The 26,284-nt window shown below is 65.9% G+C and carries 15 protein-coding genes and 1 pseudogene; 5 read left to right on the top strand and 11 right to left on the bottom strand.

Annotated elements, in window-relative coordinates; translation table 11 throughout:
- Positions 1-141 precede the first annotated feature (141 nt).
- The 11 genes from QO058_RS29040 to QO058_RS28990 form a co-directional block, all read right to left on the bottom strand.
- Positions 142-1,527: an HlyD family type I secretion periplasmic adaptor subunit gene (locus QO058_RS29040; RefSeq protein ID WP_284173059.1), complete on the bottom strand. Its 1,386-nt coding sequence runs from the start codon at positions 1,525-1,527 to the stop codon at positions 142-144.
- 17 nt (positions 1,528-1,544) lie between these two features.
- Complete coding sequence (locus QO058_RS29035; protein ID WP_284169709.1) at positions 1,545-3,284, bottom strand: type I secretion system permease/ATPase; 1,740 nt, start codon at positions 3,282-3,284, stop codon at positions 1,545-1,547.
- A gap of 152 nt (positions 3,285-3,436) precedes the next feature.
- Positions 3,437-4,384: a hypothetical protein gene (locus tag QO058_RS29030; protein WP_284169708.1), complete on the bottom strand. Its 948-nt coding sequence runs from the start codon at positions 4,382-4,384 to the stop codon at positions 3,437-3,439.
- Complete coding sequence (locus QO058_RS29025) at positions 4,314-5,123, bottom strand: right-handed parallel beta-helix repeat-containing protein (protein WP_284169707.1); 810 nt, start codon at positions 5,121-5,123, stop codon at positions 4,314-4,316. Before QO058_RS29025 ends, QO058_RS29030 begins: the two co-directional genes overlap by 71 nt.
- Entirely contained in the window at positions 5,030-5,917 is an 888-nt protein-coding gene (locus tag QO058_RS29020) for a hypothetical protein (protein ID WP_284169706.1), read from the bottom strand. Before QO058_RS29020 ends, QO058_RS29025 begins: the two co-directional genes overlap by 94 nt.
- Before the next feature lie 551 nt (positions 5,918-6,468).
- Complete coding sequence (locus QO058_RS29015) at positions 6,469-8,637, bottom strand: GumC family protein (protein WP_284169705.1); 2,169 nt, start codon at positions 8,635-8,637, stop codon at positions 6,469-6,471.
- A 91-nt stretch (positions 8,638-8,728) separates the two neighbouring features.
- Complete coding sequence (locus QO058_RS29010) at positions 8,729-10,204, bottom strand: exopolysaccharide biosynthesis polyprenyl glycosylphosphotransferase (RefSeq protein ID WP_284169704.1); 1,476 nt, start codon at positions 10,202-10,204, stop codon at positions 8,729-8,731.
- Positions 10,205-10,252: 48 nt separating this feature from the next.
- Complete coding sequence (locus QO058_RS29005; RefSeq protein ID WP_284169703.1) at positions 10,253-11,263, bottom strand: NAD-dependent epimerase/dehydratase family protein; 1,011 nt, start codon at positions 11,261-11,263, stop codon at positions 10,253-10,255.
- Between the two features lie 93 nt (positions 11,264-11,356).
- On the bottom strand, positions 11,357-11,782 hold the full coding sequence (locus QO058_RS29000) for a WecB/TagA/CpsF family glycosyltransferase (protein ID WP_284173058.1): 426 nt from the start codon (positions 11,780-11,782) through the stop codon (positions 11,357-11,359).
- Positions 11,697-12,149, bottom strand: coding sequence for a WecB/TagA/CpsF family glycosyltransferase (locus QO058_RS28995; RefSeq protein ID WP_284169702.1), 453 nt, complete (start codon positions 12,147-12,149; stop codon positions 11,697-11,699). The genes QO058_RS29000 and QO058_RS28995 overlap by 86 nt, the downstream gene beginning before the upstream one ends.
- Positions 12,149-13,132, bottom strand: a complete 984-nt coding sequence (locus tag QO058_RS28990) for a UDP-glucuronic acid decarboxylase family protein (protein ID WP_284169701.1) — start codon at positions 13,130-13,132, stop codon at positions 12,149-12,151. The genes QO058_RS28995 and QO058_RS28990 overlap by 1 nt, the downstream gene beginning before the upstream one ends.
- 409 nt (positions 13,133-13,541) lie before the next feature.
- Here QO058_RS28990 and QO058_RS28985 point away from each other — a divergent pair, with 409 nt between their 5' ends.
- The 5 genes and pseudogenes from QO058_RS28985 (at position 13,542) to QO058_RS28970 (ending at position 26,247) form a co-directional block, all read left to right on the top strand.
- Positions 13,542-14,762, top strand: coding sequence for a polysaccharide biosynthesis/export family protein (locus QO058_RS28985; RefSeq protein WP_284169700.1), 1,221 nt, complete (start codon positions 13,542-13,544; stop codon positions 14,760-14,762).
- A 523-nt stretch (positions 14,763-15,285) separates the two neighbouring features.
- Positions 15,286-16,143: a methyltransferase, TIGR04325 family gene (locus tag QO058_RS28980; protein WP_284169699.1), complete on the top strand. Its 858-nt coding sequence runs from the start codon at positions 15,286-15,288 to the stop codon at positions 16,141-16,143.
- A gap of 106 nt (positions 16,144-16,249) precedes the next feature.
- Positions 16,250-17,932: pseudogene (locus QO058_RS28975) on the top strand (amino acid adenylation domain-containing protein); the annotation flags it as partial.
- A gap of 70 nt (positions 17,933-18,002) precedes the next feature.
- A complete protein-coding gene (locus tag QO058_RS31565) occupies positions 18,003-18,341 on the top strand; it encodes a phosphopantetheine-binding protein (RefSeq protein WP_432212086.1) in 339 nt (112 codons plus the stop codon).
- On the top strand, positions 18,334-26,247 hold the full coding sequence (locus QO058_RS28970; RefSeq protein ID WP_284169697.1) for a hybrid non-ribosomal peptide synthetase/type I polyketide synthase: 7,914 nt from the start codon (positions 18,334-18,336) through the stop codon (positions 26,245-26,247). Before QO058_RS31565 ends, QO058_RS28970 begins: the two co-directional genes overlap by 8 nt.
- The last annotated feature ends 37 nt before the right edge of the window (positions 26,248-26,284 follow it).

Genomic DNA, 26,284 nt, shown 5'->3' with positions numbered 1-26,284 from the left:
GACCGGCGACGGCACGCTGCCCCCGCCGGTCCCTTAGTTGATGCAGTTCGTCAGAAAATTACGCGGCGACGCGGTCAGCCGACGCCTCCGGCTTCGCAACGAAGGCCACTCTGAAGCCGAGATCGCAAGCCATTTCCGAGCTCACTCTTCCCTGAAGCTCGACCTCATCGAATCAGTCAGCGGCTGCATCAGATAGGCGATCGCAGTCCGCTCGCCGGTCGGCACATAGACCTCGGCCGGCATGCCCGGCCTGAGCTTGGCCCTGATCTTCGGAGGGAAGCCCGAGGCCGAGACGCTGACGCGCAGCTCATAGACCATCTGCTGTAGGACCTCGTCGCGCAACGCATCAGCCGCGATGGACTTCACCTCGCCGACGGTGAAGGGCGTCGCCCGCCCCTTGAACGAGGGCAGGCGCACCTCTGCAGCCATGCCCGGACGAAGATTGTTCACATCCATCGGCGAAACCTTGGCCGTGACGATGAGCTCGTCATCCTGCGGTACGATCTCCATCAGGGTCTCGCCCGGCTTGACCACCGCGCCCACCGTATGGACCTTCGAAGCGACGACCCGCCCGGCGCGGGGCGCGCGAACCTCCGCGCGCACCAGCACATCCTCGGCAATGCGCAGTTTTTCGCGGGCGTCGGCGAGCTTGACCCGGCACTCGGCGAGCTTCGTCGAAGCCTCTTCCACGGCACGAAGGCCGATCTGACCCATCTGAAGCCGGATTTCGTCAGTGGCGACCGACAAGCGCAACAAGTCCGCTTCCAGCGAGCCAGTGCGGCCCTGCAGCTCGGTCAGCGATCGCTTCAGCGGGTTGATCCGTGTCGCAGCGACATAACCCTTGTCGGCCAGAGGCCGCAGGTTGGTGAGCTCGTCGTTGATGCTGGCGGCCTGCCCGACGGTCGAGTCGCGCTGCGCCTCGGTCGACTGATACTGCCTCTCGGACTGCGTCAGCCGCTCCTTCAGGATCGAGACTTCGAGCTTCTGAGCGGATTGGCGTTCCTTGAACAGACGTTCCTGATCGAGCGTGATCCGGCGCGCTTCCTTGATGTCGGTGGCCTCGGCCAGTTCGCTCGGGAAGGTGATGCGATCGAGCCGGTCGATCTCGGCCGTGAGCCGCGCTTCCTCACCGAGCGCCTGCATCACGCCGAGCCGCGCGACGCTGCGCTGCGCGGCAGCGTGCGTCGCATCAAGGCGGACCAGGATCTCGCCGGCCTTGACCTCGGCGCCATCGCGGACCGCGATCGATTCGACGAGACCGCCTTCGAGATGCTGGACCGCCTTGCGATCGCTTTCCACGACCACGCTGCCATGCGCGACCACGGCGCTGTCGAGACGTGCGATCATCGACCAGAGGCCGCCCGCGCCCAGCGCGATGGCGACCACGACATAACCTTTCCGGACCGGGCTGCGCCAATCACCGGAGCCTTCTACAGGCGCACGGGTTCGCTCGAACCGCTGCCTTGCAGTCGCGAGCAGCCTCTCGCCGCGCTGGCGCCATTCCGGCCAATTCAGGACGGGTTTCATCCGCTTCAAGAAGGATCTCATCGCCGTGCCCACCTTGCTGCCGCGAGCGGCTCGACCTGCCCTGTCTGGCCGCGCTGCGGCGGCTGGATGCGCGCGCCGTCGCCCGGCTGCAGCAGCACCGGCAGGATCTCGTCGCGCAGGCCGACCCTGACGGCCTGGCCCTTCTGCATGAGGATGATCTTGTCGACCTGCGACAAGAGCTGCGGGCGATGGGTGATCACGACGACAATCGCACCAGCGGCACGCAAGCCCTTCAGGGCCCGCCCGAGCGCAGCATCGCCGTCCATGTCCAGATTGGCGTTCGGCTCATCGAGCACCACCAGTGCCGGCTGGCCGCGGAGTGCTCGCGCCAGCCCGATCCGTTGCCGCTGCCCACCGGACAGGATCGCCCCGCCCTCCCCGATCTGCGTCGCATAACCCTCAGGAAAGCCCTGGATCAGTTCGTGCGCCGAAGCGGCGGATGCAGCAGCGACGGCGACTTCGTCCGTGGCGGCAGGATCGAAGCGGGTGATGTTGTCGCGGACGCTTCCAGCGAAGAGCTCCACATCCTGCGGCAGATAGCCGAGGATACCGCCGCGTTGTTCATCGGAGAAGTGGCGGATGTCGTTGCCGTCGAGCCGGACGACACCCTGAACCGGTTGCCAGACACCGACCAAAGCCCGAGCCAGCGTGGATTTTCCCGAGCCGGTGAGGCCGACGACAGCAGCGATCTCGCCAGGCTCCACCTCGAACGAGACATTGTGCAGCAGCAGGGCGTTGCCGTTCGGGGCACGCACGCTCAGGCCTTCGACCCGCAACGAGCCGGCCGGATGGGGCAAGGTCATGGGTATGGCGCTATCGGAGGGCGCCTTCAACGTCGTGCCGAGTCGCTGGAAGGCGCTGCGGGCCGAGACGAAGCTTTTCCATTGGCTGACGGCGCCCTCGATCGGAGCGAGTGCCCGGCCCATGATCAGGGATGCGGCGAACATCGCGCCTGCCGCCATGCTCTGGTTGATCGCGAGATAGGCGCCCACGCCCAGGACCGCACTTTGGAGCGCCAGGCGCAACAGCTTCGTCACCGCCAGCAGGGTTCCGCCCCGATCGGCGGCAACCGTATGAAATGCAAGCGCCTGCCCGCGCTGGCGTTGCCATTCGCCGCGGATCGCCTGGCTCATGCCGAGTGCCTGGATGACCTCGGCGTTTCGAAGGGAAGCCGTCAGCCGGTCACTCGCCCCATGCCCAAGCTCCGACGCCTGGATCAGGGAGCCCTTGGTGACGCGCTCGTTCAGCAGCGCCACGCCCAGGATCGCGACCGCGCCGAGCGTGGCGACGAGGCCGATCGCCGGGTGGAGAATAAAGCAGAGGCCGAGGTAGATCGGTATCCAGGGCGCATCCATGAGCGCCGGCACGAGGCTGCCGGAGAGCGTCGCCCGCAAAGTTTCGACGTCACGAACAGGCAGTGTTGGCGAGCCCTTAGCATCAAGCGCACCACGAAAGGAGGCTTCGAAAGCCGGCTCGGACAGCGCCCGATCGACACACAGGCCAAGCTGGACGAGCGCGCGGCTACGGAAATGCTCGAGCGCGGCATAAGCGGCGAACAAGGCGAGCACGATCAGAGACAGCATGAGGAGCGTGGTGCCGTTCCGGCTCGTCAGCACCCGGTCGTAGATCTGCATCGTGTAGAGAGGGGAGACGAAGACGAAGAGATTGAGCACGAAGGAAAGCCCGAAGAGCGAAGCAAGTGCGGGCGTCAACTTGCGGACCGTTTGCGAGAGCATTCGTCGGTTTCCCTGGCGCGATCATGAGGCGCAAAAGAGTAAAGCCGGCCCGCAGCCGGTCAGACGGCAACAATTCGTAGCGAGCCGGAGATTTTTTGAGGCTTCATGACCCGGCTCCGTCGCGGAGCCGGGTCATCGCGGGCAGGACCCGCTTACCAGTGCCAGTGACTGGCGTGGTTCAGGGCGTGATTGTCGCCATCGTCGTCAGGCGACCGGAAATCCTGCAGCCCGTTGCGGCCACCGGCACGCTCGCCGCCGTCATCGCGACTGGTCGAGCTCTGCTGGAACCAGTTGCGGCCACCACCGTCATCGTCACCGCGTTGGGCCCAGTTTCCCTGGAACCCGCCACGCCCACCGCCGAAGCCGCCCCAGCCATGGTCCCCACCCCAGCCGGACCATCCTCCCGAATTTGACGGAGTATCCGGCACCGTCACTTCGGGGATCGTGATCACGTCCGGGGGATTTGAGACCGGCGTTTCGACTTGCGGTATTTCAGGCTGGGCGGTGATCGGCGGAACCTCCGTTACTGGCGGCGTGCCGCCACTATTCGGAAGCTCCGGCTCTGCCGTCACCGGCGGCGTGCCGTCAGTATTCGGAACCTCCGGTTCTGCGGTCACTGGCGGCGTGCCACCACTATTCGGGACCTCCGGCTCTGCCGTCACCGGCGGCGTGCCGCCATTATTCGGAGCCTCCGGCTCTGGCGTGACCGGTGGGGTGCCGCGCCCGCTCGGAGGCGTCACGGGCACATCGACATCGGGTGCCGTGACGACGCCCGTAGCGCCGATGGAACCGAATGGTGCCGATTCGACACCATGCGCCAACGCCGCTGATCCGGGTTTGAAGCTAAAATCACCGGCCCCGGCATTAACGAAGCCGCCGTCGCTCGTCGCGACACTGCCGGCATCGCCGCCGCGCTGTTGGAAGCCCGCCAGCGAGAGGTCGGCGACGGTCAACTCACCGCCATTGGGATTGTAGTAGACGTTGTCGTGGATCAGGCGCGCATCGGTCTGGTCGGTATCGATCGTGTTGCTACCGTCTTCCGGAAACCTCGATGAAGTTCTGGTAGGTCTGGTTTCCCGTGATCGGATGATCATCGGCAACGATCGTCGAAATCCCATACTTGCCGTTGTCCAGAAGCGTGTTGTCGTGGATCTGGTTGTTCGATCCGCCGTGGATGAGAATGCCGCTGAACGTCGTACCCTGGATGAAGTTGCCGTAAATCTGCGCATTACTCGCCATGTTGTCGAGATAGATGCCGGAACTCCAATTCTCCGCGAAGCCACCGTCCTTCGTGTTCAGGCCGCCGGTGTCGACGATGTGGTTATAGCGGATGATGTCGCCAGCCGCGCCAGAGTCATCGGCCGAGAACAGGTAGATGGCGCCGACATCAGGCGTCTCTTGGCCGGAATGGCGGATGTCGTTGTACTCGATGGTGTTACCGCCCGACGGATTGCCGGGATCGTAGTTGATCTCCGCGATGCCAAAGCGCGGCACATTGGTGATCGTGTTGTGATCGATCTGATTGCGCGCCGACTCCTCCATGGAGATCGAGCCATGCTGAACGAAAGCCTCGTTCGAGCGGTCGATGACGTTGTTCGAAATCTGATTGCCGCTCGTTCCCGGCGTCAGCGCGATGGCGCTCGACCAGATGTGCTCGAAACTGTTGCCCGAAACCAGATTTCCGTTGCTGTTGCCATGCAACGCGACGCCGATGCCGACGTTGATGAAGTGGTTTCCTTCCACCTTCAGCCCGGACGCGTCATGCGCCTCGATCGCCGCCGTGTTGGGGTCCCCTGTCTTGGCCGCGGTGTCGGTGAAGGTGATCTCCTTGAAGCCCACGTTCTTGGCGCCGTCGACGACGAACAGGCTGTGGTCGTCGGAGACGACGCCCCCTCGCCGGTGAAGCCCTCGGGCGCCTTGAACCGCATGGTCTGCGTGGCGCTGTCATAGGACCACTCGCCGACATCGTCCGGCGTTTTTTCCGAAACGTAGTAGCGGCTCGCGGCGCCAAGGTCGTAATTGGCTTCCGTCGTGAAGGTGATGACATTGCCTTGGATCGAGGCGATCGTCAGCTTGTCGTTGGCATAGCCGTTCTCGGCGAAGACCGAGATCGTCTGGCCGACCTTGGGCTCATGACCGGCCGGAAAATCCGACGGGTTGAACGCCATCGACTTCTGGGGATCGTATCCGTTCGGCAGGTCCTTCGCCCAGAGCCAGCCGCCCCGAACCGGGTCGTCCGGATCGACGTTGGGAAAACGGCTTTCCGTCTGCTTCACGCCGTTGAGGGTGAACTGCTCGACCTGGTCCGCGTCGACATGCGCCGTCCAGACGCCGTCGGCGCCTTTCGTCCAGCCGCTCACCGGCGTACCGCCGCTGATCACGACCTTCTCCCCGGGCATCGCCACGAAGGAGGAGCCGGAATCGGCAGCTGTCAGATGAAGGGCATCCTTCGCATAGTAGGTACCTCCAGCGAGGTAGACCGTGTCGGCACCCGCACTCTGGTGCATGGCTTGCAGCGCCCGCTCCAGTGTCTGGAAAGCCGACGTTTCGTCGAGTCCAGTATTCTTGTCGTTTCCAGTCGGCGAGATGTAGATTGTGGCCATAAAGGGGCTCCTTTTTTGGCTGGAACACATTAAGTGATCGCTGCCTAGATACCCTTGAGGCCTGATTCGGTTCTACCCGAAGCGATGAATCCTTACTCGGAAGGATTAGTTCATTCGAACTAATCGTCTTGTTTTGGTACAGTATTTCAATGGATTATTTCGTCGCCGGGTGTCACCGACCCTGTTGATGGAACGGCGCTGCCAGGCCCGAATCATCGCTTGCCCTCGTGGGCGGAGCCCTCAAATGGCCTTAATCTCGAAACCAGAAGGCGAATTCGCCGCTCAAGTCAACGCCGTCTGGTCCGATCCGGTTCCAGCGTCCGAATGACAGACCGTCAGGTGATGGTCGCAGAATTGGGCGCTCGCTGCCTGACGATCGACATAAGCCCGGAAGGCGGCCAACGTCGCCACCGGGCGTTGGCAGCCATCGCAGATGACCAGTGCTTCGGCTGACAGATCGCTCGGCAAGTGAACGGCGGGGGATCCGCAGCTCTGGCAGCTGAAGCCTCCGCCACGAGGTGGCGAAGGCGCTGCGGCATCCCGGGCCGCCAAAAGCGCGGCATAGCGGTGCGAGCGCCTGCTCATGCCGAGGCCTGATAGAAGGACTTGTAGTTGCGATAGACCCGCCCGCGATCGGAGACCTCGTAGCGGCCCTGCTCCTCGAGATCGACGCCGTTGAGCACGACGCCCGCGACGTCCAGCCCGAGCCTGGCGAGGTGATCGAGTGTTGCGGAGACGGTGCTCTTCAGCGTGTCGTTCCACCTGACGACATGCAGCACCGTGTCGGCGTGCTCGCGCAGCAAGGCGCTGTCGGCGGAGAGCAGCACAGGCGCCACTTCGAACAAGATCACGTCGTAGCGCGCCCGCGCCTCCCGAAGCATCGCCTCGAAAGCGGGGTTCGAATAGACGTTCTGGCTGTCGCGCAAACCGGAGGCGCGCCGAACCGTGGCGACCGGGCTGGTACCGGGACCGCTCATGTCGCCGACCTGCGGCAGGCACTGGTCGAGCAGCGCCTCGTGCGGGAAATTCTGGCCCAGCAGGAGACGCCGGGGCGAGCCGTCGATCACCAGGACCCGCTGTCCCATCATCGCCAGCACGCGCGCCATGGCGGAGGCCACGAAGGACTTGCCTTCTCCCGGCGCGGAAGAGGTTATCAGCACGAACTTAGGCGGATTGCTGGACGGAAACAGCTCGGCCACCATCGACCGCACCGCTTCGGCGAAGACCAGGCTCTCCAGCCCGCCCGGATAATGCTCGAGATTGGGAAGAAGGCCGACGCAATTGGTTCGAATCTCCGCGGCGAACTCGTTCTCGCTGCGGAAGCCACGATCCCGCTTCTCCAGCATATAGGAGAGCCCGGCGCCCGCCGTCAGCCCACCCATCAGGGCAAGCCCCAGCACCAGCGACGGCTTGGTCGAGCTCGGCAGCGAGGGAATATCGGCCGGCGCGACGATCTGGGCGATGATGGGCCGCAGTTCGCTCACGGCGCTCGCCTGCTGCTGCGCATCTGAAAGCTGCTTCAGGCGGTCGCGGGCGGCCGTTGCTTCGGCTTGCAGGGTTCGCAGCTGGCCTTCCAGGCCCCTCGCCTCGATCGACTTGGTCTGCAATGCCGCAACGCGCTCGTGCAGCGCAGCTTCGGCGGTGCGGGCTGCCGCGACGTCGGTCTCGATATTGGCGACGGATTGCGCCAGCTGCTTCTGCAGCCGTTCCTGCACAGCAGCCAACGACAGTCGCAGCCGCTGCACGGCGGGATGCCGCTCACCCGAGACCGCGACCATCTCGTCGAGAGCCCGGCGCGCCTTGCCCTCCTCGTCCAGGAGCTGCTGCACGACGGGGGATCCGCCGAGATCGGCCGTTTGGGGAATGTTGCCCGCGGCCAGAGAAACGCGCGCGCGCTGAAGCCGGGTCTCCTCCGCAAGTCGTGTAGCGGAGGTCGTGTTGAGTTGGGTCAGCATATCGCGAAGCTGCTGCTGCTGGATATCGGCGCCATCCTGGCCGAGCTCGACAAAGCCGGTTCTCACGCGGAAGGTCTCGATCTCCTTGTCGATCCGGCCGAGATTGGCGCGCGCCTCCTGCGCCTGAGCGCCGTACCACTGGCTCGAGCGTTGCGAGGCGTTGGTGGTGGCCTCCATCTTGCGGCGCAGATACTCGTTCCCGAAGGCATTGACGATCAGCGCCGCGCGGTCGGGATCCGTATCGCGATAGGTCAGCGTGACGAGATAGGCCTTCGTATCGTTGCTCACGCCGAGCGATGCGAGCAGTTTCTGGGCAGCGATATCGCGCGGCGTCGGCTCAGCCGCATCGCCAAAGCCGGAGAGGTCGCGCAAAGTCCTGCGCACGGACGAGGGAAAGATCAGTTCGGCAGCTCCCGCGAGAAGACCGGAGGACGGCGCCCTTGTCTCCTTGTCGAGGCCCAGGCGCGAAGCCACGGCACGAGCCGTCGCCAGCGAGCGGATGATGCGCGCCTCGCTTTCCACGAGCGTCGACGCATCGAGCGCGACGCTGCTCGCCTTGCCGCCTCCACCGCTGTCCTCTCGCGTGAAATCGAATTGCAGCACCAGATCGGCCGTGTAGCGCTGCGGCGTCACCATCAGGAAAAGGCTTGCCGCCAACATGGTCGCACAGGTGACGGCGAGGATCAGCAGCCGCCTCCTCCAGAGCATGGCGAGGAAGTCGAACGTCACCGCATCATAGTGTTTGGCGAGCGTCGCCGGAGCGCGGTGGCCCCGCATGTCGCTGAAGAGATCCATGGTCCCGTGCCTCGCCTGCTGAATTCACTCGAGATGCGGATCGCGGCCGGCCGGCGTCCGCTGGCCAGCTCCGGCGGAAGACGCCTGCACGCTATTTCGCCCCTCGCCCGAGAAGGACGGCCGGAACGGTCTGCAGCAGCACGTAGAAGTCCAGCCAGACCGACCAGTTGTGGATGTAGAAGCTGTCCTGCCGCTTTTGGACGGCGAGGTCGCCATCGCTTCGGTCCGTGACCTGCCAGAGACCGGTCAAGCCAGGTGGCACGCTGGTCCGCAGCGCCTGGAAGGCGGTGTCGAAGGACTGATTGTGATAGGCGGGGAACGGCCGCGGTCCGACGATGCTCATCTCTCCGCGCAGGACGTTCCAGAGCTGCGGCAGTTCGTCGAGGCTCGAGCGGCGAATGAACTGTCCGATCCGGGGCAGGATCCGGGGATCGTTCGACAGCTTGAAGAAGCGCTCCCATTCCTGCCGCGCCGCGACATCGGTTTCAAGATGGGCGGCGAGCCGCGCCTCCGCGTCGGCATACATGCTGCGCAGCTTGTAGACATTGAAGACGTGGCCGCTCCGGCCGACGCGCGGCTGTGTGTAGAAAGCAGGCCCGCCATCGACCGCCTTCACCGCGAGCGCGAGCACGGCAATCACCGGCAGGGCCAGAAGGGCGAGCGGTATCGCGACGATCAGATCGAGCGCCCGCTTCAGGCGCAGGTTGCGCGGCATGTGGATCGCGCTGCGCAGTTCGAGGCCGAGCAATCCGCCCATGGCCCGCAGCTGAGGATTCAGGACCTGGAGCGTCGAGGCATCGTGAACGACGAAGATCTGGCGCAATGGCAAGCGAGCGAGCCAATCCGCCTTCTCGACGTGGAGATCGCCCGATGCGCACAGGGCGACCTCGATCCCCGACGAGATGACACTGGCCTGGCCGCGGGTGATCACCGGGAGACCAGCAATGTCCGCCAGGTCGGACAGCGTCTCGGCCTCCTCATCCATGAGAATGGCGACGGGCTTCAGGCCGAGCTCCGGCCGCGAGGCCAGCTCACGGGCCAAGGCCACACATGCCGATATCGTCCCGTAGAGCACGGTCGGGGCGGCCCACAGGCCGCGCCGGACCAGCCCTCCCCTGATCAGCGCCTCGACATAATAGCCGAGCGGGACCATCAATCCCGCGCCAGCGATCACGAAGCCCCAGAGATGATTGGCTGGCTCATTGACCAGGAGCCAGGCGAACACCGCCGCAACAGCGGCGACATTGCCGAGCGCGCGCCGGCGCAGGCGATCGACCGGCTCGGCCCGGTCCGAGCCATACAACCCGTAGCCGGCCAGAGCACCGCATAGCGCCAGCGCCCAGACCAGGAGCAGGCTTGCCATGTTGGTGTCGGTATCGGACGCGGCCAGAGCCGCGCCGAGCTGCAGGACGCCCGCGACAATCGTCAGCGTGACGAGATCACCGATCAGAAACGCGGCGGCGACCAGTCGTCGCCGTGTTTCTGGAGCGACACTGACGCCGAGCCGCCGGCCCGGCTTTGCCATGCCGATCGAGGCGGGCACGACAGTCGTGACAACGTCCGGCATGGCAAGCTCCCAGGGGGTGTCGTTCAGCTACGCAGAAAGGTGAAGGCGCTATTGCGCCGCAATCGTGGAAACCTGCTCGATTCCAGCCTCGCGCTCGGCCCTCGCCTTCACTTCGCCCTCGATCCAGGCATAGGTCGGGATCAGCCCCTGCCCGAGATGGATCGTGGGCTCCCAGCCAAGCACCTCGCGCAGGCGGTTGTTGTCGCTGTTGCGGCCGCGCACGCCCTGAGGGCGGCTGGTGTTGAAGCGCTTGTGGATCGTCTTCCCGGCAATCCCAGCGATGATGTCGACGAGGCCGCTAACGTCGACCAGCTCGTCCGTGCCGAGATTGAGCGGCCCGGAATAATCCGAACGCATGATGCGGTAGATGCCTTCGACGCAATCGTCGATATACATGAAGGAACGGGTCTGCTTGCCGTCGCCCCAGACCTCGATCGCATCACCCGATTTCGCCAGCGCGACCTTGCGACAGATGGCAGCCGGCGCTTTCTCCTTGCCGCCATCCCAGGTGCCGAGCGGCCCGTAGACATTATGGAAGCGGACCAGCCGGGTCTGGAAGCCGTAGTCTTCGGTGAAGTATTCGCACAGCTTCTCGGTGTAGAGCTTCTCGAGTCCGTATCCCGGCTCGGGATCGGCAGGAAACGCATCGTCCTCCTTCAGCGGCACGACCGAGGGCACATCCTGGAGATGCTGCGGGTAGACACAGGCTGAGGACGAGAACAGGAAGCGCTTGACCTTGGCGTCGTATGCCGCCTTCAGCATCTGCGCGCTGATCATCGTGTTGTTGAACGTGATCGAGGCATGTGCGCCGGAGATGTAGCCGATGCCGCCCATGTCCGCAGCGAGGTTATAGACCTCGTCCATGCCGTGGGCGGCTTCGCGGCAATCCTCCATCTCGCGCAGGTCGAGAATGCGGAACTCGTCCGCCGAACTGGCCTGGTATTCTGGGTCTTTGATATCGACCCCTCGGACCCAATAGCCTCGATCCTTGAGATAATTGACAAGATGGAAGCCGATAAAGCCACCAGCGCCCGTAACCAGCACAGATTTCTTGGACATTACTTCGCTCCACTGAGAAATGCAATTCAGTGATAGCGTTTTTATCTTTTTAAATCAGGTGGTTAAACCGAACTATACCCCCTTTGAGACGACCTATCTCTTGGGGTTATCCGCGAGCTCAGCCTTCTGCCGGAGCAGTTGCAGGCTGGCGCCGAGCATGAACTGCGGAACGATCTTGCCGTAGCGACGCCAGAGCCGCCGCGGCTCCGACAGCAGCCTGAACAGCCATTCGAGCCCGCGCTTCTGCATCCAGGCCGGAGCCTGGCGCTTGGTGCCGGCGAGGAAATCGAAAGCGGCCCCGACGCCGATCATGACCGGTGCATCGATCCGGCCGAGATGTCCGGCCATCCAGTATTCTTGCTTGGGCGTACTGAGCCCGACCCAGACGATGTCCGGCCGCGCTTCGTTGATCATGCGCACGGTCTCTTCGTCCTCATCGGCAGAGGCCGGTCGAAACGGTGGTGAGAACGTGCCGGCGACAGCGAGCCCGGGAAAGCGTTCGGTGAGGCGCTCGCGCAGGCGCTCGGCAAGGCCCGGCGCGCCGCCGAAGTAGTACTGGCGGTAGCCCTTTTTGGGCCGACAGGGCCGAGAGCCGCAGCATCAGCTCGGGGCCGTAGACCCTCTCGGTGCCCACGTAACCGAGCTTGCGGGCCATCCAGACCAGGGGCATGCCGTCGGGGGTGGCCATTCCCGCCCCCTCGTGGATCGCCATCAGCTTCGGATCCGACTGGCTCTCGATCACGCCATGGACGCCGGTGATGCAGACGTAGTTCTGGGCCTTTCGTCCGATCCAGTCTTCGACCGTGCGCAGGGCATCCGCCATGGTGATGGCGCTGACATTCACGCCCATGATGCGGGCGCGCGGCAGCGGGCTTTGGGCTGTCATCAGCTCGCCCTCGCGACCTCGACCCGCCGCACGGGATCGTGCAACTTCGACAGCACGCCGTCGAAATAGGCGATCGTGCGCTCGAGCCCTTCCTGTAACGGCACTTTCGGCACCCAGTGCAGCAGCTCCTGCGCCTTGCTGATGTCGGGGCAGCGCTGGCGTGGGTCGTCCTGCGGCAGCGGCCTGTAGACGATTTGCGAGCGCGAACCGGTGAGCGCGATGATCATGTCCGCGATTTCGGCCATGGAGGTCTCGACCGGATTGCCGAGATTGACCGCGGTATCCAGCGGCTGGGTCACGTTCATCAGCCGCATCAACCCCTCGACCAGATCGTCGACGAAGCAGAAGGCGCGTGTCTGCCGGCCGTCGCCATAAAGCGTGATCGGCTCGTTGCGCAGCGCCTGGACGATAAAGTTGGAGACGACGCGGCCATCCTCGAGATTCATGCGGGGGCCATAGGTGTTGAAGATGCGCGCGATGCGGATCGCCACGCCGTGACGCCTCTTGTAGTCGTAGAAGAGCGTCTCGGCGCAGCGCTTGCCCTCGTCGTAGCAGGCACGCGGACCGCTGATGCTAACGAGCCCGCGATAGTCCTCGACCTGCGGATGGACGTCAGGATCGCCGTAGATCTCGCTGGTCGAGGCCTGCAGGATCGGGATGCCGAGCCGCTTGGCCATGCCCAGCATGTTGATCGCGCCGAGCACGCTCGTCTTGGTGGTCTGCACGGGATCGCGCTGATAGTGCACCGGCGAGGCCGGGCAGGCGAGATTGTAGATCTCGTCGACCTCGAGATAGAGCGGGAAGGTCACATCGTGCCTCACCGTCTCGAAGTTGGGCTGGCCGAGCAGCGCGCTCAGATTCTCGCGACGTCCCGTATAGTAGTTATCGACCGCGAGGACCTGATGGCCCTGGGCGACGAGGCGCTCACAGAGATGGCAACCGAGGAAACCGGCGCCGCCTGTGACGAGAATGCGCTTCTGCATGTCTGAACTCCGCCGGATCGTGCACGGGATGGAGCAGAAAGCTTTGCTGCAAGCACCTCATTCTCAAAGGACGCTTTGGGAGGTGAGCTTCCCGGCGGCAACGAGGAAGGGCTACTTCCCCTGCGACGCGACCTGGCGTCCTGGCGCAATGATGGCCGCCAGCCTCGACGATGGGATTAATCCCGTGGCGACACGGCTAGGCCTGAATGCCAACGCGGAAAGCAGAGCCGGTCCTGACATCCTCGCCCTTCGTCTCCTTGCGAGATTCGATTGAGCAGGACGGTCTAAGCTGATGTCGGACGCAGCGATTCATCACTGGGCTTCTCGCCCTGCATCCAGAGCGCCGGCCCGTGTTGGCCGATCGGGACGATATCGCCTCAGGCGCCTTCTCCTGGCGCTCTCCGCCTTCATGCTCTTCATGGCGCCGACGGTATCGGCCGCGGAACGCGAAGCCGCGGAGACACTCTCGATCGGCGACAAGGTCACGATCTCGGTCTTCGGCCAGACGGACCTCTCCGGCGATTTCGTGCTCGATGGGTCGGGCACGGTCAACATGCCCCTGGCCGGGCGCATAAGGGTCGCGGGTCTCACGGCGATGGAAGCGGAAGCGCGCATTCGCAGCGCCCTCATGGACGGCTATCTCAAGGATGCAGTCGTCAGCCTGCGGGTCGCCGAGCTGAAGCCGATCTACATCATGGGCGAGGTGCGCTCGCCGGGAACCTATCCGTTCCGGCACGGGCTCAATGTCCTGGGAGGCGTCGCGCTGGCCGGCGGCTATCGTGTCGGCGACGAGTCGCTCGCAGTTCTCAAATCCGAGCTTCTGCTCGCGGACGAACGCGAGCATATCCTCAACGCCTCCCTGCAGACGCTGGTGGCGAGGCGCCTCCGGCTGGAAGCCGAGCGCGACGGCGTGAAACAGCTCCTGCCCGATCCGCGCATTTATTCAGGCAGTGCCCAGCTCATGGCTGGCGAGCAGGAAATCCTAGACTTCCAGCGCCGGACGCGCGAGGGCGAGCGCGAATTGCTCAGCCAGCAGGTCGCACGGCTCGCATCCGAGAGGACCGCTCTGACGGAACAGGGCGAGCTGGCCGAACGTCAGGTCGAGCTGACGAAGGAGCAATCCTCCGAGTACAACAAGCTCGCCGTGAGCGGCCATGCGCTGCGAACCGTGCAGGTCGAGCGCGAGCGCGAACATGCCCGGGCCCGCAGCGATGCCGCCCGTATCCGGGCCGAGCTCGCAAAGAACGAAACCGCGAAGGGTGAGCTGACGCTTCGGCTGCGGGAACTCGACACAACCTATATGCGCCGTGTCGTCATGGAGCTCCAGGAAACGCGGCAGAAGATCCTCGAGGTCGAGCGCAGCCTTCCGGTCGCCCGCGAGATCGCCGAAAGTCGGCGCCGCCGGATGATCGCAAGCGAAGGTTCCAGCGCGGCGAGCGACTGGGATATCCGGATCACGCGGCAGGCCGGCCTCACGCCGGTGACGATCCAGGCGAAATTCGAAACCTCGCTGCAACCGGGCGACATCGTCCAGGTCGCTCCGAAAGCGCGCGCGATCGAGAGTAGGCTTCCAGGAGGGGAGGCACAGACGCCGATGCGCTCGCTCACCGGCCTCGCCAGCCAGCAATGACCGATCCCTTCTCTATGACCCGCTGACCGATCCAGAGCGGCAGAGCAGCGGAGACACTCCACTTGTTGAAACGGAGAGGTCCTTGACGAGCTCGGAGAAGCACAGCCGGGAAGGCCATAGCAGCGAGCGCGCCTCCCCGTCGCTTCCGGCGGTCCGGCATGCTGCCTTCGCGAAACATTGGCTCGCGGTCGACGAGGGAGGCGCCGAACTCACGAAAGCGGCTTTTGGCACGCCGGCCAAACGGGCTCCCCAGCGGCTTGCGCTGCATGAGACGGCACCGCCTCGCCCCTCGGTCGGCACGCCGCAAGGCACATCCGCACCAAGCCGCCTGAGATCGACAGTGCTCCTGCTGCTGCTCGCCCTGGCGGTGCTCTTCGCCGAGCCCGCGGCCAGACTGCTGGCGCGGGCTCTCTCACTGCGATCAGAGCCCTCCGGCGCGACCGCGATTCTGCCACCAGCCAAAGCGGAGCCGTCCAGACCGGGCGCCCGCCCCCGGACGACGCGTGCGAGTGAGGCTTGATCGATGACCGTCATGGCCGCCTGGAAGCAAAATCTGCGGCTGGCCGCCCGCACGGCCTCGGTCAGCTGGCCCGGCATCGCCCAGCTGCGCCAACGGCTCTACCAGGCCCGGTTTCGCGCAGGCAGATATCACTGCGGCTACAGCGGAAGGTATGACAGTTTCCAGGCTGCGGAGCGCGCCCTGCCAGTCGGCCTCGCGGGCTTTGACCACACCGCCATGACCGATATCGACCACTACACCACCGCAGCCGGCGGCTTCGAACCGATGCCGGCGACCGAGTATCCGGTTCTGCTGTGGCTGCGCGGCGCGTTGGACGACGGTGCGCGGAGCCTGCTCGATCTGGGCGGCTATGTCGGGCACGCCTTCCGCCAATATGATCGCTACCTCACCTTCCCGGATGAGTTCCGCTGGACCGTCTTCGACCTGCCCCACATCACCCAGGCCGGGCAGGCCATATCCGCTCGGCAGCCCACGCCACGCCTGCGCTTCACCAACGCTGTCGAAGACGGCTGCGGCATGGACATCCTGCTCGCGGCTGGCTCGCTGCAATACCTTCCCGAAAACTATCTGCACGAGCGACTGGAGGCCTGGGCGGTTCGTCCCCGGCACGTCATCGTCCAGCGGACGCCGCTCCACACGCGACAGTCTTTCGTCACGATCCAGTCCGTCATCACGAGGACAGGCCAAGTCTCGTTTTGTCCTTATAGCCTCGCATCGCGCTCGCGTTTCATCGATGGCCTGCTCGCGCTCGGCTATGAGCTCGTGGATTCATGGGAGAAGCCGCGCAGCCTCGACGTGCCGTTCCATCCGGAATGCCATGTCGAGACCTATTCAGGGCTCTACTTCCGGCTGAGGCCCTGACACGGGCTCCGCAACCCACCGCATCCACACCCCATTAGGTGTGCCTCGCTCGGCTGGACTCGCTCAGCGCCTGCCGCTCGCGCGGAATCTACCTCCCCCTGGGGAGATGGCGTTACTCCGACTGCTCCCATTTTGTCGTGCAGGCTTGGCGCATAGCCTTTCCTGCATGACACAGACCATCGACAGGAAAGCCACCCGCAAGGCTTCAGCTCGTCGCGAGTCACGGGCACCCGCTGCTCCCGCCCTCGCTGAAGCTCCGCGCCGACGTGCCGTCCAGCCGGCAGCTCCGCGACCCGATAAGTCCGGGATCGCAATCGCCCCGCCCGCGCCGACGACGGTGGTCGAGCTCTTCGCCGCGCAAGTCGCTGCTCAACCGCGCGCCGTTGCGCTCTCCCTGGGCGCCGCCAGCCTGTCCTATGCCGAACTCGACGAGCACGCCGAGCGACTGGCCGACCGGCTGACCGCCATGGGCGCAGGGCCAGGCACGATCGTCGGACTCTGCCTGCCACGCTCGCTCGACCTGATCGTGGCGCTGCTCGCCATCCTGAAAAGCGGCGCCGCCTATCTACCGCTCGACCCGGCCTATCCGGGCGAGCGCCTCGCTTTCATGGTCGAGGATGCGGACGCCCCGATCATCATCGCATCCGAACACTTTGACTGGCTGCCAGCTGGTCGACAGCGGCTCGACCCGCATCACCCTGGAGAGGTCGATGTGGCGCATGCCCCGGCCCCGAGATGCCCGGCAGCGGCCGATGGCCTCGCCTATGTGATCTATACCTCGGGCTCGACCGGCAAGCCAAAGGGTGTTGCCATCGAGCATGCCGCCATTACGCGGCTCTTCAGTGCGACGCAGGCCTGGTTCGGCTTTCGGCCCGCCGATGTCTGGACCTTGTTCCATTCAGTATCGTTCGATTTCTCGGTCTGGGAGATCTGGGGGGCGCTGCTGCACGGCGGACGTCTCGTGATCGTGCCGGAGAGCACGACGCGAGACCCCGTCGCCTTCCTGCGCCTGCTCGCAGATGAGGGCGTCACGGTGCTCAACCAGACACCGTCCGCCTTCGCCGCGCTCGATCGGTCCGATCACGACCGACACGGGCGCGATCAGCTGTCCCTGCGGCTCGTCATCTTCGGCGGCGAGGCGCTGGACCCGCGACGCCTCGCCGACTGGTACCAGCGCCGCGGCGAGCATGCGCATCTGGTCAACATGTACGGGATCACGGAAACGACGGTGCACGTCACCTATCGTCCCCTCTCTCCTGCCGAAACCGAAGCACGGTCGAGCCTGATCGGGCGGCCGATCCCGGACCTTGAACTCCTGCTGCTCGATGGCGAAACCATGCTTCCGGTGCCGCGTGGCGAGATCGGCGAGATCTTCGTCGCGGGAGCCGGGCTCGCCCGCGGTTATCTGAACAGACCGGAGCTGACCGCCGCGCGCTTCGTGCCGCATCCGCAGCAGCCCGGCGCCCGCCTCTACCGCTCGGGTGACCTCGCCCGCCAGGTCGATGACGACGACTACGAATATCTCGGCCGGGCCGACCAGCAGGTGAAGATCCGGGGCTTCCGCGTCGAGCTCGGCGAGATCGAGACGGCGCTGATGTCCCATCCCGCGATCAGGCAGGCCGCGGTGCTGCTCCGTTCCGATGACGGGCATGAGCGTCTCGTCGGCTACCTTGTTGCAGGCAGCACGGAGCGTCCCTCGCCGGCTGCGCTGAAGGCCCATCTGGGCGAGATGCTGCCTGATCACATGGTGCCGGCGGCCTTCGTCTTCGTGCCCGACATACCCCTGACCGTGAACGGCAAGCTCGATCGCGCCGCGCTACCGGCGCCGGGCCGCGCGCGACCGGAAACTGCCGCCCCCTATGCTGCGCCCCCGCAACCCGATGGAACATCGGTTTGCGGAGGCCGTTGCAGCTGTTTTCCAGGTCGATCTCGTAGGCATCGACGACAATTTCTTCGATATCGGCGGCAATTCGTTGCTGATCGCCGAGCTCCATCGACGCCTTGTCCGGGATCTGCCCTGGTTCGCCCTGGTCGACCTGTACCGCTTTCCGAATGTGCGCGCCCTTGCCGGCCATCTGACCCCACAGAAGCCCAGTGTGCTCGGCAGCCTTGCCGCGGCGCGCGAGCGCGGATTGCGTTCGCGCGGCCTGAGCAACCCGTTCCCCGAAAGCGTGTCGATCGGCGGCTCCCATGACTGACCCGCTTCCCGAGCGCGCCATCGCCATCATCGGCATGGCCGGGCGTTTTCCCGGCGCACCGAACGTCGGCAGTTTCTGGCAGAACCTGCTGAATGGCGTCGAATCCATCACCAGGTTCGATCCCGCCGAGCTCGAGGACAATTTCGACGCGGCGACGCGTGCACTTCCGAATTTTGTTCCGGCGCGACCCGTTCTCGACGGTGTCGATCTGTTCGATGCGCCCTTCTTCGGCATGCTGCCGCGCGAGGCCGCGCTCACCGATCCGCAGCAGCGCCTGCTGCTGGAATGCGCCTGGGAAGCGCTCGAGGACGCCGGCTACGATCCCGCATTGCCCGGCCAGTGCATCGGCGTCTTCGCCGGCGCCACCTCCAGCACCTATCTGCTGCAGAACCTGCTGCACGACCGCCCGGCCATCGCCGACTACACCTCAGGCTTCCAGGTCGGCAACCTGTCGATGCTGGTCGGCGCCGCCGCGGATTTCACGGCGACGCGCATCGGCTACAAGCTCGGCCTCACCGGTCCCTGCGTCGCCGTCCAGTCCGCCTGCTCGACCTCCCTGCTGGCCGTTGCCCAGGCCGTGCAGAGCCTGCTCTGCCATGGCTGCGACATGGCGCTGGCCGGCGGCGTCTCGATCACCTTCCCGCAACAGCGCGGCTATCTCGCCCAGGAGGGCGGCATCGTCTCGGCGGACGGCCATTGCCGCCCCTTCGACGCCGGCGCCAACGGCACGATCTTCGGCAGCGGCGCCGGACTTGTCGTCTTGAAGCGGCTGGAGGACGCGGTTGCGGATCGCGACCAGATCTACGCCGTCATCCGCGGCGTCGGCGTCAACAATGACGGCGCCGGCAAGGTCGGCTTCACCGCACCGAGCGTCGACGGCCAGGCGGCGGCGATCGCCATGGCCCACGCCGCCGCCGACGTCGAAGCGCGCTCGATCGGCTATGTCGAATGCCACGGCACCGGCACGCCGATGGGCGACCCGATCGAGGTCGCCGGGCTCACCGCCGCCTTCCGCCTGACGAGCGAGGATCGCGGCTTCTGCGCGCTCGGCTCGGTCAAATCCAATATCGGCCATCTCGATGCCGCAGCCGGCGTCACCGGACTGATCAAGGCCTCGCTCGCGGTGAAGAGCGGAACACTGCCGGCGAGCCTGCACGTCACGCAGCCGAACCCCGCGCTCGAGCTGCCCGACAGCCCGTTCTTCATCGCCGACCATAGGCAGGAATGGTCCGGACAGGACGGGCCCCGCCGCGCCGGCGTCAGCGCCTTCGGGTTCGGCGGAACCAATGTCCACCTCGTGCTGGAGCAGGCTCCCGCAAGAGAAACCGTGGCGCCGGCCCGCCGCAACCAGCTCCTGACGCTCTCGACCCGCAGCGCTGCGGCGCTCGGCCGGGCCCGGGACAGGCTCGCCGAGCATCTCGAAGCCCATCCCGAGCAGGGCCTTGCCGACATCGCTTTCACCTTGCAGACGGGGCGGCGGTCCTTCCCGCACCGGCTCGCAGTCGTTGCCGGCAGCCATGGCGAAGCCGCCGCTGCCTTGCGTAAGCAGAATGCCGAACGCGCCACCGCGGTCACCGGCGCAGGCGATCTCGTCTTCATGTTCCCGGGACAGGGATCGCAATATCCCCAGATGGCGCGAGAGCTCCATGCGGGCGAACCGGTCTTCCGCCGGACGGTCGATCTTTGCTGCGAGCTGCTGAAGCCCGAGCTCGGGCTCGACCTGCGCAGCGTGCTCTATCCGAGCAATGGCGGCGATCCCGCGCGGCTGTCGGCAACGCTGCTCGCCCAGCCCGCGATCTTCACGGTCGAGTACGCGCTGGCACAGCTTCTGATGAGCTGGGGCCTGCAGCCTTCCGCGATGATCGGCCACAGCGTCGGTGAATTCGCCGCCGCCTGCCTCGCCGGCGTCTTCTCGCTGGAGGACGCGCTGTCGCTCGTCGCCAAGCGCGGCCGGATGATGCAGGAGCTGCCTGGCGGTGCGATGCTCGCCGTGCGCCTGCCCGATACGGAGGTTGCAGCGCTCGCCCGAAACGGCGTCTGCGTGGCGGCCATCAATGCGCCTGGCATGAGCGTGCTCGCCGGTCCGTTCGAACCGATCGAAGCGCTGGAAGCCGAGCTGGCACAGCGCGGGGTGACCCATCGCCGCTTGCAGACCTCTCATGCCTTCCACTCCGGCATGATCGAGCCGTTGATCGCGCCCTTCACCGAGGCTGTCGCAGCCATTCGCCTCCAGCCGCCGGAGCTTCCCTACATCTCCGGCGTGACAGGTGACTGGGTCAGCGCCGAACAGGCGACCGACCCCTCCTACTGGGCGAGACATGCCCGCGAGCCAGTCCGCTTCGCCGACGGCATCGCCACCCTGGCGCGCGGCCTCTCTCCCGTATTGCTTGAGGTGGGGCCCGGCGCCGCTCTGGCCAGTTTCGCGTTGCAAGGTGCCGGCGCGGGCCGGGCCGTCATCTCCTGTCTGCCCGATGCGCAAGGCGATGCCGAAGGCATGCTCGCCGGGGGGCTCGGACGCCTCTGGACCGCCGGTATCATGCCGGAATGGTCGGCTTATCAGGCCGACAGCAGGCCGCGCCGCGTCTCGCTGCCGACCTACCCGTTCGAACGCAGCCGGCACTGGGTCGAAGCACCAGTCGCCTCGGCCACCACCTCTGTGGCCGCACCTGCGGCTGCCCCCGATGAACCTCTTCCCACTCAACCCGAGCAGGAACCGGCCATGGACCGCCACGCTGACACCGACATCCCCTTGGGCCGTTCGGACCTAGGCAGCCGGGTCGCCGCGATCTTCGAGAACCTCTCGGGGCGGTCGTTCAGTGCTGACGAGACCGGCGCCAGCTTCCTCGAGCTCGGCTTCGACTCCTTGCTCCTGACGCAGGCTGCGCAGAGCCTCCAGACGACCTTCGGCGTCCAGATCCGCTTCCGCCAGCTGCTCGACGATCTGCCGAGCGTCGACGAGGTGACGCGCCACATCGCCGAGCTTCGCCCACAGGAAGCCGAGAAACCGGCCGCCGCCATTCAAGTCGCGGTGCCGGCTCCGCCTTCCCCAACCGCCGCCATTCCCATCACGGCTGCGCCTGCGATCCCCGCCGCGCGACCGGTCGGCTCTGGCCTGGACGCGCTGATGCGAGAGCAGCTCGACGTGATGTCGCGGTTGATGGAGCGTCAGCTCCAGGCGCTGGGCGGCCAGGCCGCGGCGCCGGCCATCGAGGCAGCAGCGCCTGTCTTGCAGCCCTCGCCTGCCCTGCCGCTTCCGGCGGCCGCACAGCCTCAGCCAGCGCTCGCATCTTCGCCCGCGGCGAGCAGCGCCACGGCCAGTCCGGCGGCACGCTTCAAGCCGCTGATCCGCACCGGCAACGAAACCCTGACCGAGGCCCAGCGCGGCCATATCGCGCGGCTGACGAAGCTCTATGTCGGCAAGACCCCGGCCTCGAAGCGGCTGGCGGACCAGCACCGTCCGGTCCTGGCCGACCCCCGCACCGTCTCCGGCTTCGCCGCGGACTGGAAGGAAATGGTCTACCCGATCGTCTCCGCCCGGGCGAAGGGCGCCAAGATCTGGGATGTCGACGGCAACAGCTATATCGACCTCGTCAACGGTTACGGCCAGACCGCCTTCGGCCATGCGCCGGATTTCGTCGTCGAGGCGGTCCAGGCCCAGTTGAACGACGGCTTCGCCATCGGGCCGCAATCGCCGCTCGCGCACGAGGCCTCAACGCTGTTCTGCGAATTGACCGGCCACGCCCGCGTCGCCTTCTGCAATACCGGCTCGGAAGCCGTGATGGCGGCGATGCGTGTCGCCCGCACCGTCACCGGCCGCGACCGGATCGTGGCCTTCTCCGGCGCCTATCACGGCCAGTTCGACGAGGTCCTGGTCCGCGGCGTCGGTACTGGCGAGCAGCGCCGTTCCGTGCCTGCCGCACCGGGTATTCCGGCGGAGGCCGTCGGACGCCTGACCGTGCTGGATTACGGCACGGATGAGAGCCTTGCCTGGTTGCGCGAGCATGCGTACGAGCTCGCCGCCGTCCTAGTCGAGCCGGTGCAGAGTCGCCGGCCGGGCTATCTGCCCGTCGCCTTCCTCAAGGAATTGCGCGCAATCACCGAACAGGCCGGCACAGCCCTGGTCTTCGACGAGGTCGTCACAGGCTTCCGCGTCCATCCCGCCGGCGTGCAGGCCCTGCTCGGCATCCGGCCCGACCTCGCCACCTATGGCAAGGTCGTCGGCGGCGGCCTACCGGTCGGCCTCCTGGCGGGCGAACCCCGCTTCATGGATGCGCTCGACGGCGGCGCCTGGCGCTTCGGCGACGACAGCGCGCCGGAGGTCGGTGTTACTTTCTTCGCTGGAACCTTCGTCAGGCATCCGCTTGCGCTCGCGGCGACCGTCGCCGTGCTGAAGCACGTCAAGGAAAAAGGGCCGGCGCTGACCGATGCCCTGACACAGCGCATGCAGCGCCTCGTCGAGGATCTGCGGAGCGTCTTTGCGAAGGTCGGCTGGGATGTGCCGATCGAGAGCTATGGCAGCGTGGCCTATTTCGAGCCGGGCCGCGATCACCGGCTCGGTAGCCTGCTACACTACCACCTGCGGGCCCGCGGCATCTTCATCCAGGAGCACTATCCCTGCTTCCTGACGACCCAGCACGGCGATGCCGAGATCGCTGCGATCGTCGCCGCCTTCGAGGACAGCCTCGACCTCATGCGCCGGGACGGAATGCTGCCCGGAGGGACAGCCGAAAGCCGCCCGTCGGATAGCCCCGTCGTACCGTCGGAGATCGAGCTTCCACTGACCGAGGCCCAGACGGAGATCTGGCTGTCGGATCAGACCGGCCCTGAAGCCAGTGCCGCCTTCAATGAATCCGTCAGCCTGACGCTCGAAGGCGACATCGATGCGCTCCGCCTCGCCGAAGCGGTCAGGCAGGTCGCTGCGAGGCACGCGATCCTTCAGGCGCGGTTCTCTGCGGATGGCGAGATGATGCGGATCTCGCCCTCGGGAATCTTCCCGGTCGCGATCAGCGACCTGCGCAGCGAGCCGGATCCGCAGGCCGCCCTCCGCGCCCGGATCGAGGCCTATGCGACCCGCCCTTACGACCTCGTTCAGGGGCCGGTCGCGGAAGCCGAGATCATCCGTCTCGGCGAGCAGAAGCACGTGCTGATCCTCTCGGCGCATCACATCGTCTGTGACGGCTGGTCGACAAACGTCCTGCTCGACGAGATCGCGACCGCCTACCGCTCCGGCCTGGATTCCCTGACGGCGCCGATGTCCTTTGCGGAATATGCGGCTTTGACCCGTCAGGACGCGCGCACGGAAGAAGCCGCGGCCTACTGGACCCAGATGTTCGCGGAGCTTCCGGCTCCGCTCGAACTGCCGACCGACCGGCCGCGGCAGGCTCAGCGCAGCTTTCGTGGCGACACGCGCACGAGCTTCGTCGACGCCGAGCTCTATCGTAATGTGAAGGCAGCAGGCGCAAAGCGCCGGCGGACGCTCTTCGCCACGCTCTTCACCGCCTTCCAGGTACTGCTGTTGCGGCTCTCCGGCCAGCGCGATCTCGTCATCGGCGTTCCCGCTGCCGGTCAGTCTCTGCTCGAAGGTCTCTCCCCGGTCGGCCATTGTGTCAACTTCCTGCCGATCCGCGGCGGGATCGACCCGGCTGAGCCGTTCTCGACCCATCTCGACATGATCGGTCGCGTCGTCCTCGACGCCTATGATCATCAGAGCTTCACGCTCGGCGCGCTTTTGAAGCGGCTGCGCGTCCCGCCGGTGTCCGGCAGGCTGCCGCTCGTGGAAGTGCAGTTCAATCTCGAGCGACTCGCGGGAAATCTCGACTTCGGCGCCGGGATCAGCGCTAGTGCCGTGCCGAACCCGAAGGCGTTCTCGACCTTCGATCTCTACTTCAACATCGGCGAAGCCGATGACGGCCTGCGGATCGACTGCTGCTATGGCGCCGACCTCTTCGATCCCGAGACCATTGACCGCTGGCTCGGCCACTACCGTACGCTGCTCGCCGCCTTCGTCGCCAATCCCGATACGGTCATCGCAGCGATGCCGCTGATCGAGGGGCAAGAGCGGCAACGGCTCGTCTCCGACATCAACGATACGCAGGTTACGTTCCAGCTCGATGACGGAACGGTCCAGGCTTTTGAACGGCAGGTTCAGCAGCAACCAGACGCGATTGCCGTATCTTGCGGCGACCAGCAGCTCTCCTACGCCGCCCTAAACACCTGGGCCGACCGGATCGCAGCCGAGTTGACCGCCCGCGTCGACGTACCGGAAAGCCGCATCGGCCTGCTGATCGAACGCTCGCCTGCGTTGGTGGCCGGCATGCTGGGAGCACTCAAGGCGGGCTTCCCCTATGTGCCACTCGACCCCGTGATGCCGAAAGCGCGCATCCAGCGAATCCTGCGGGATTCGGAGGCCGTCGCTCTCCTGACCGCGGGCTCGCTAGACCCGGCCATCGTCGAGCCCGACGAGGGCGTCATGCTCATCGATGTCGACCAGACCACGGCCAACCTGGCCGGGATCAGGACGGCGACGACGACGCCCGATCATCTGGCCTATGTCATTTACACCTCGGGCTCGACCGGCGCGCCGAAGGGCGTCGAGATCACCCATGGCGGGCTGTCCAATCTCCTGTTCGCGATGGCGCGCGAGCCCGGCTTTGCCAGCACGGACATCATGCTCGCCGTCACGACCGTGACCTTCGACATCGCCGCGCTGGAATTGCTGCTGCCGCTGATCCAGGGCGGCCAGGTCGCGATCGCAACCGCGGACGAGACCAAGGACGGTGCCGAGCTGTTGGCACGGCTGGAGCAGAGCGGCGCGAGCGTGCTGCAGGCAACGCCGATGACCTGGCGCCTGCTGCTCGAAGCCGGCTTCCGTTCGCGGCCGGGCTTGCGCATGCTTTGTGGTGGCGAAGCGCTGCCTCTCGATCTCGCCAGCAAGCTGCTCGAAGGCGGCGGCGAGCTCTGGAACATGTATGGCCCGACCGAAACCACGATCTGGTCATCGGTCGCCCGCGTCCAGCCGGAGGACGAGGTCATCACGATCGGCCTGCCGATCGCCAACACGCAGTTCTACATTGTCGACGGCAACAATGAGCCCGTCGGCGTCGGTATTCCGGGCGAGCTGCTGATTGGCGGCGCCGGCCTTGCGCGCGGCTATGCCAACAATCCGAAACTCACGGCGACCAGCTTTATCGCCAATCCGGTCGACCCCGATACGAGTGCAAAGGCCTACCGCACCGGCGACCGCGCCAAATACCTTCCCGACGGCCGCATCCTGCATCTCGGGCGCCTCGACCATCAGGTGAAGCTGCGCGGCTTCCGCATCGAGCCCGGCGAGATCGAGGCCGTCCTCGCCCGCAAAACCGGCATCGTCTCGGCCGTGATCCTGCGCGAGGACGTGCCCGGCGAGCCGCGGCTGGTCTGCTACTATGTCACCGGCGGGGAGAGCCCACCACCGGCCGAATTGCGGGCCACGCTGGCGCAGGAATTGCCGGACTACATGACCCCGACTGCCTGGGTCGGCCTGCCCGCCCTGCCGCTGAACCAGAGCGGAAAGCTCGATCGCGCCGCACTTCCGGCGCCTGACGCCCAGAGCGCACCGGCGAAGGCAGACAAGGTCATGCCGCGAACGCTCGTCGAGGAGACGCTGATCCGCATCTGGGCCGAGGTGCTGCGGCGCGAGGATATTGGTGTCGATGACGACCTGTTCGATCTCGGCGCCGACTCCCTCAGCATCTTCCAGATCACCAGTCGCGCCCGCCGCGAAGGCCTCAAGCTCGCCGCCCGGGATTTCTTCCGGAACCGGACGATCGCCGCGGTCGCAGCAGCACTTCCCGAGGGGGCCACCCCCCGAAGTCACCGCCCCTGCCGCGACGTTCTGGAAGCGGCCATGGCGGCGCCCCCGCGATGAAGCGCAATCGGGCGAGCAGAGCCCTGTCTCACAGCGC

The organism is Bosea vestrisii, from assembly GCF_030144325.1.
Lineage (GTDB): Bacteria > Pseudomonadota > Alphaproteobacteria > Rhizobiales > Beijerinckiaceae > Allobosea > Allobosea vestrisii_A.
The sequence above is the reverse complement of the archived record's forward strand: the minus strand, read 5'-3'. Positions and strand labels throughout refer to the sequence as shown.

Coding starts and splice junctions, on each gene's coding strand:
- QO058_RS29040 (WP_284173059.1), bottom strand. CDS start 1,527: ATGAAACCCGTCCTGAATTGGCCGGAATGGCGCCAGCGCGGCGAGAGG.
- QO058_RS31565 (WP_432212086.1), top strand. CDS start 18,003: ATGCTGCGCCCCCGCAACCCGATGGAACATCGGTTTGCGGAGGCCGTT.
- QO058_RS28985 (WP_284169700.1), top strand. CDS start 13,542: ATGCTCTTCATGGCGCCGACGGTATCGGCCGCGGAACGCGAAGCCGCG.
- QO058_RS29010 (WP_284169704.1), bottom strand. CDS start 10,204: ATGCCGGACGTTGTCACGACTGTCGTGCCCGCCTCGATCGGCATGGCA.
- QO058_RS28970 (WP_284169697.1), top strand. CDS start 18,334: ATGACTGACCCGCTTCCCGAGCGCGCCATCGCCATCATCGGCATGGCC.
- QO058_RS28990 (WP_284169701.1), bottom strand. CDS start 13,132: ATGCAGAAGCGCATTCTCGTCACAGGCGGCGCCGGTTTCCTCGGTTGC.
- QO058_RS28980 (WP_284169699.1), top strand. CDS start 15,286: ATGACCGTCATGGCCGCCTGGAAGCAAAATCTGCGGCTGGCCGCCCGC.
- QO058_RS29020 (WP_284169706.1), bottom strand. CDS start 5,917: ATGTGTTCCAGCCAAAAAAGGAGCCCCTTTATGGCCACAATCTACATC.
- QO058_RS29005 (WP_284169703.1), bottom strand. CDS start 11,263: ATGTCCAAGAAATCTGTGCTGGTTACGGGCGCTGGTGGCTTTATCGGC.
- QO058_RS29035 (WP_284169709.1), bottom strand. CDS start 3,284: ATGCTCTCGCAAACGGTCCGCAAGTTGACGCCCGCACTTGCTTCGCTC.
- QO058_RS28995 (WP_284169702.1), bottom strand. CDS start 12,149: ATGACAGCCCAAAGCCCGCTGCCGCGCGCCCGCATCATGGGCGTGAAT.
- QO058_RS29015 (WP_284169705.1), bottom strand. CDS start 8,637: ATGGATCTCTTCAGCGACATGCGGGGCCACCGCGCTCCGGCGACGCTC.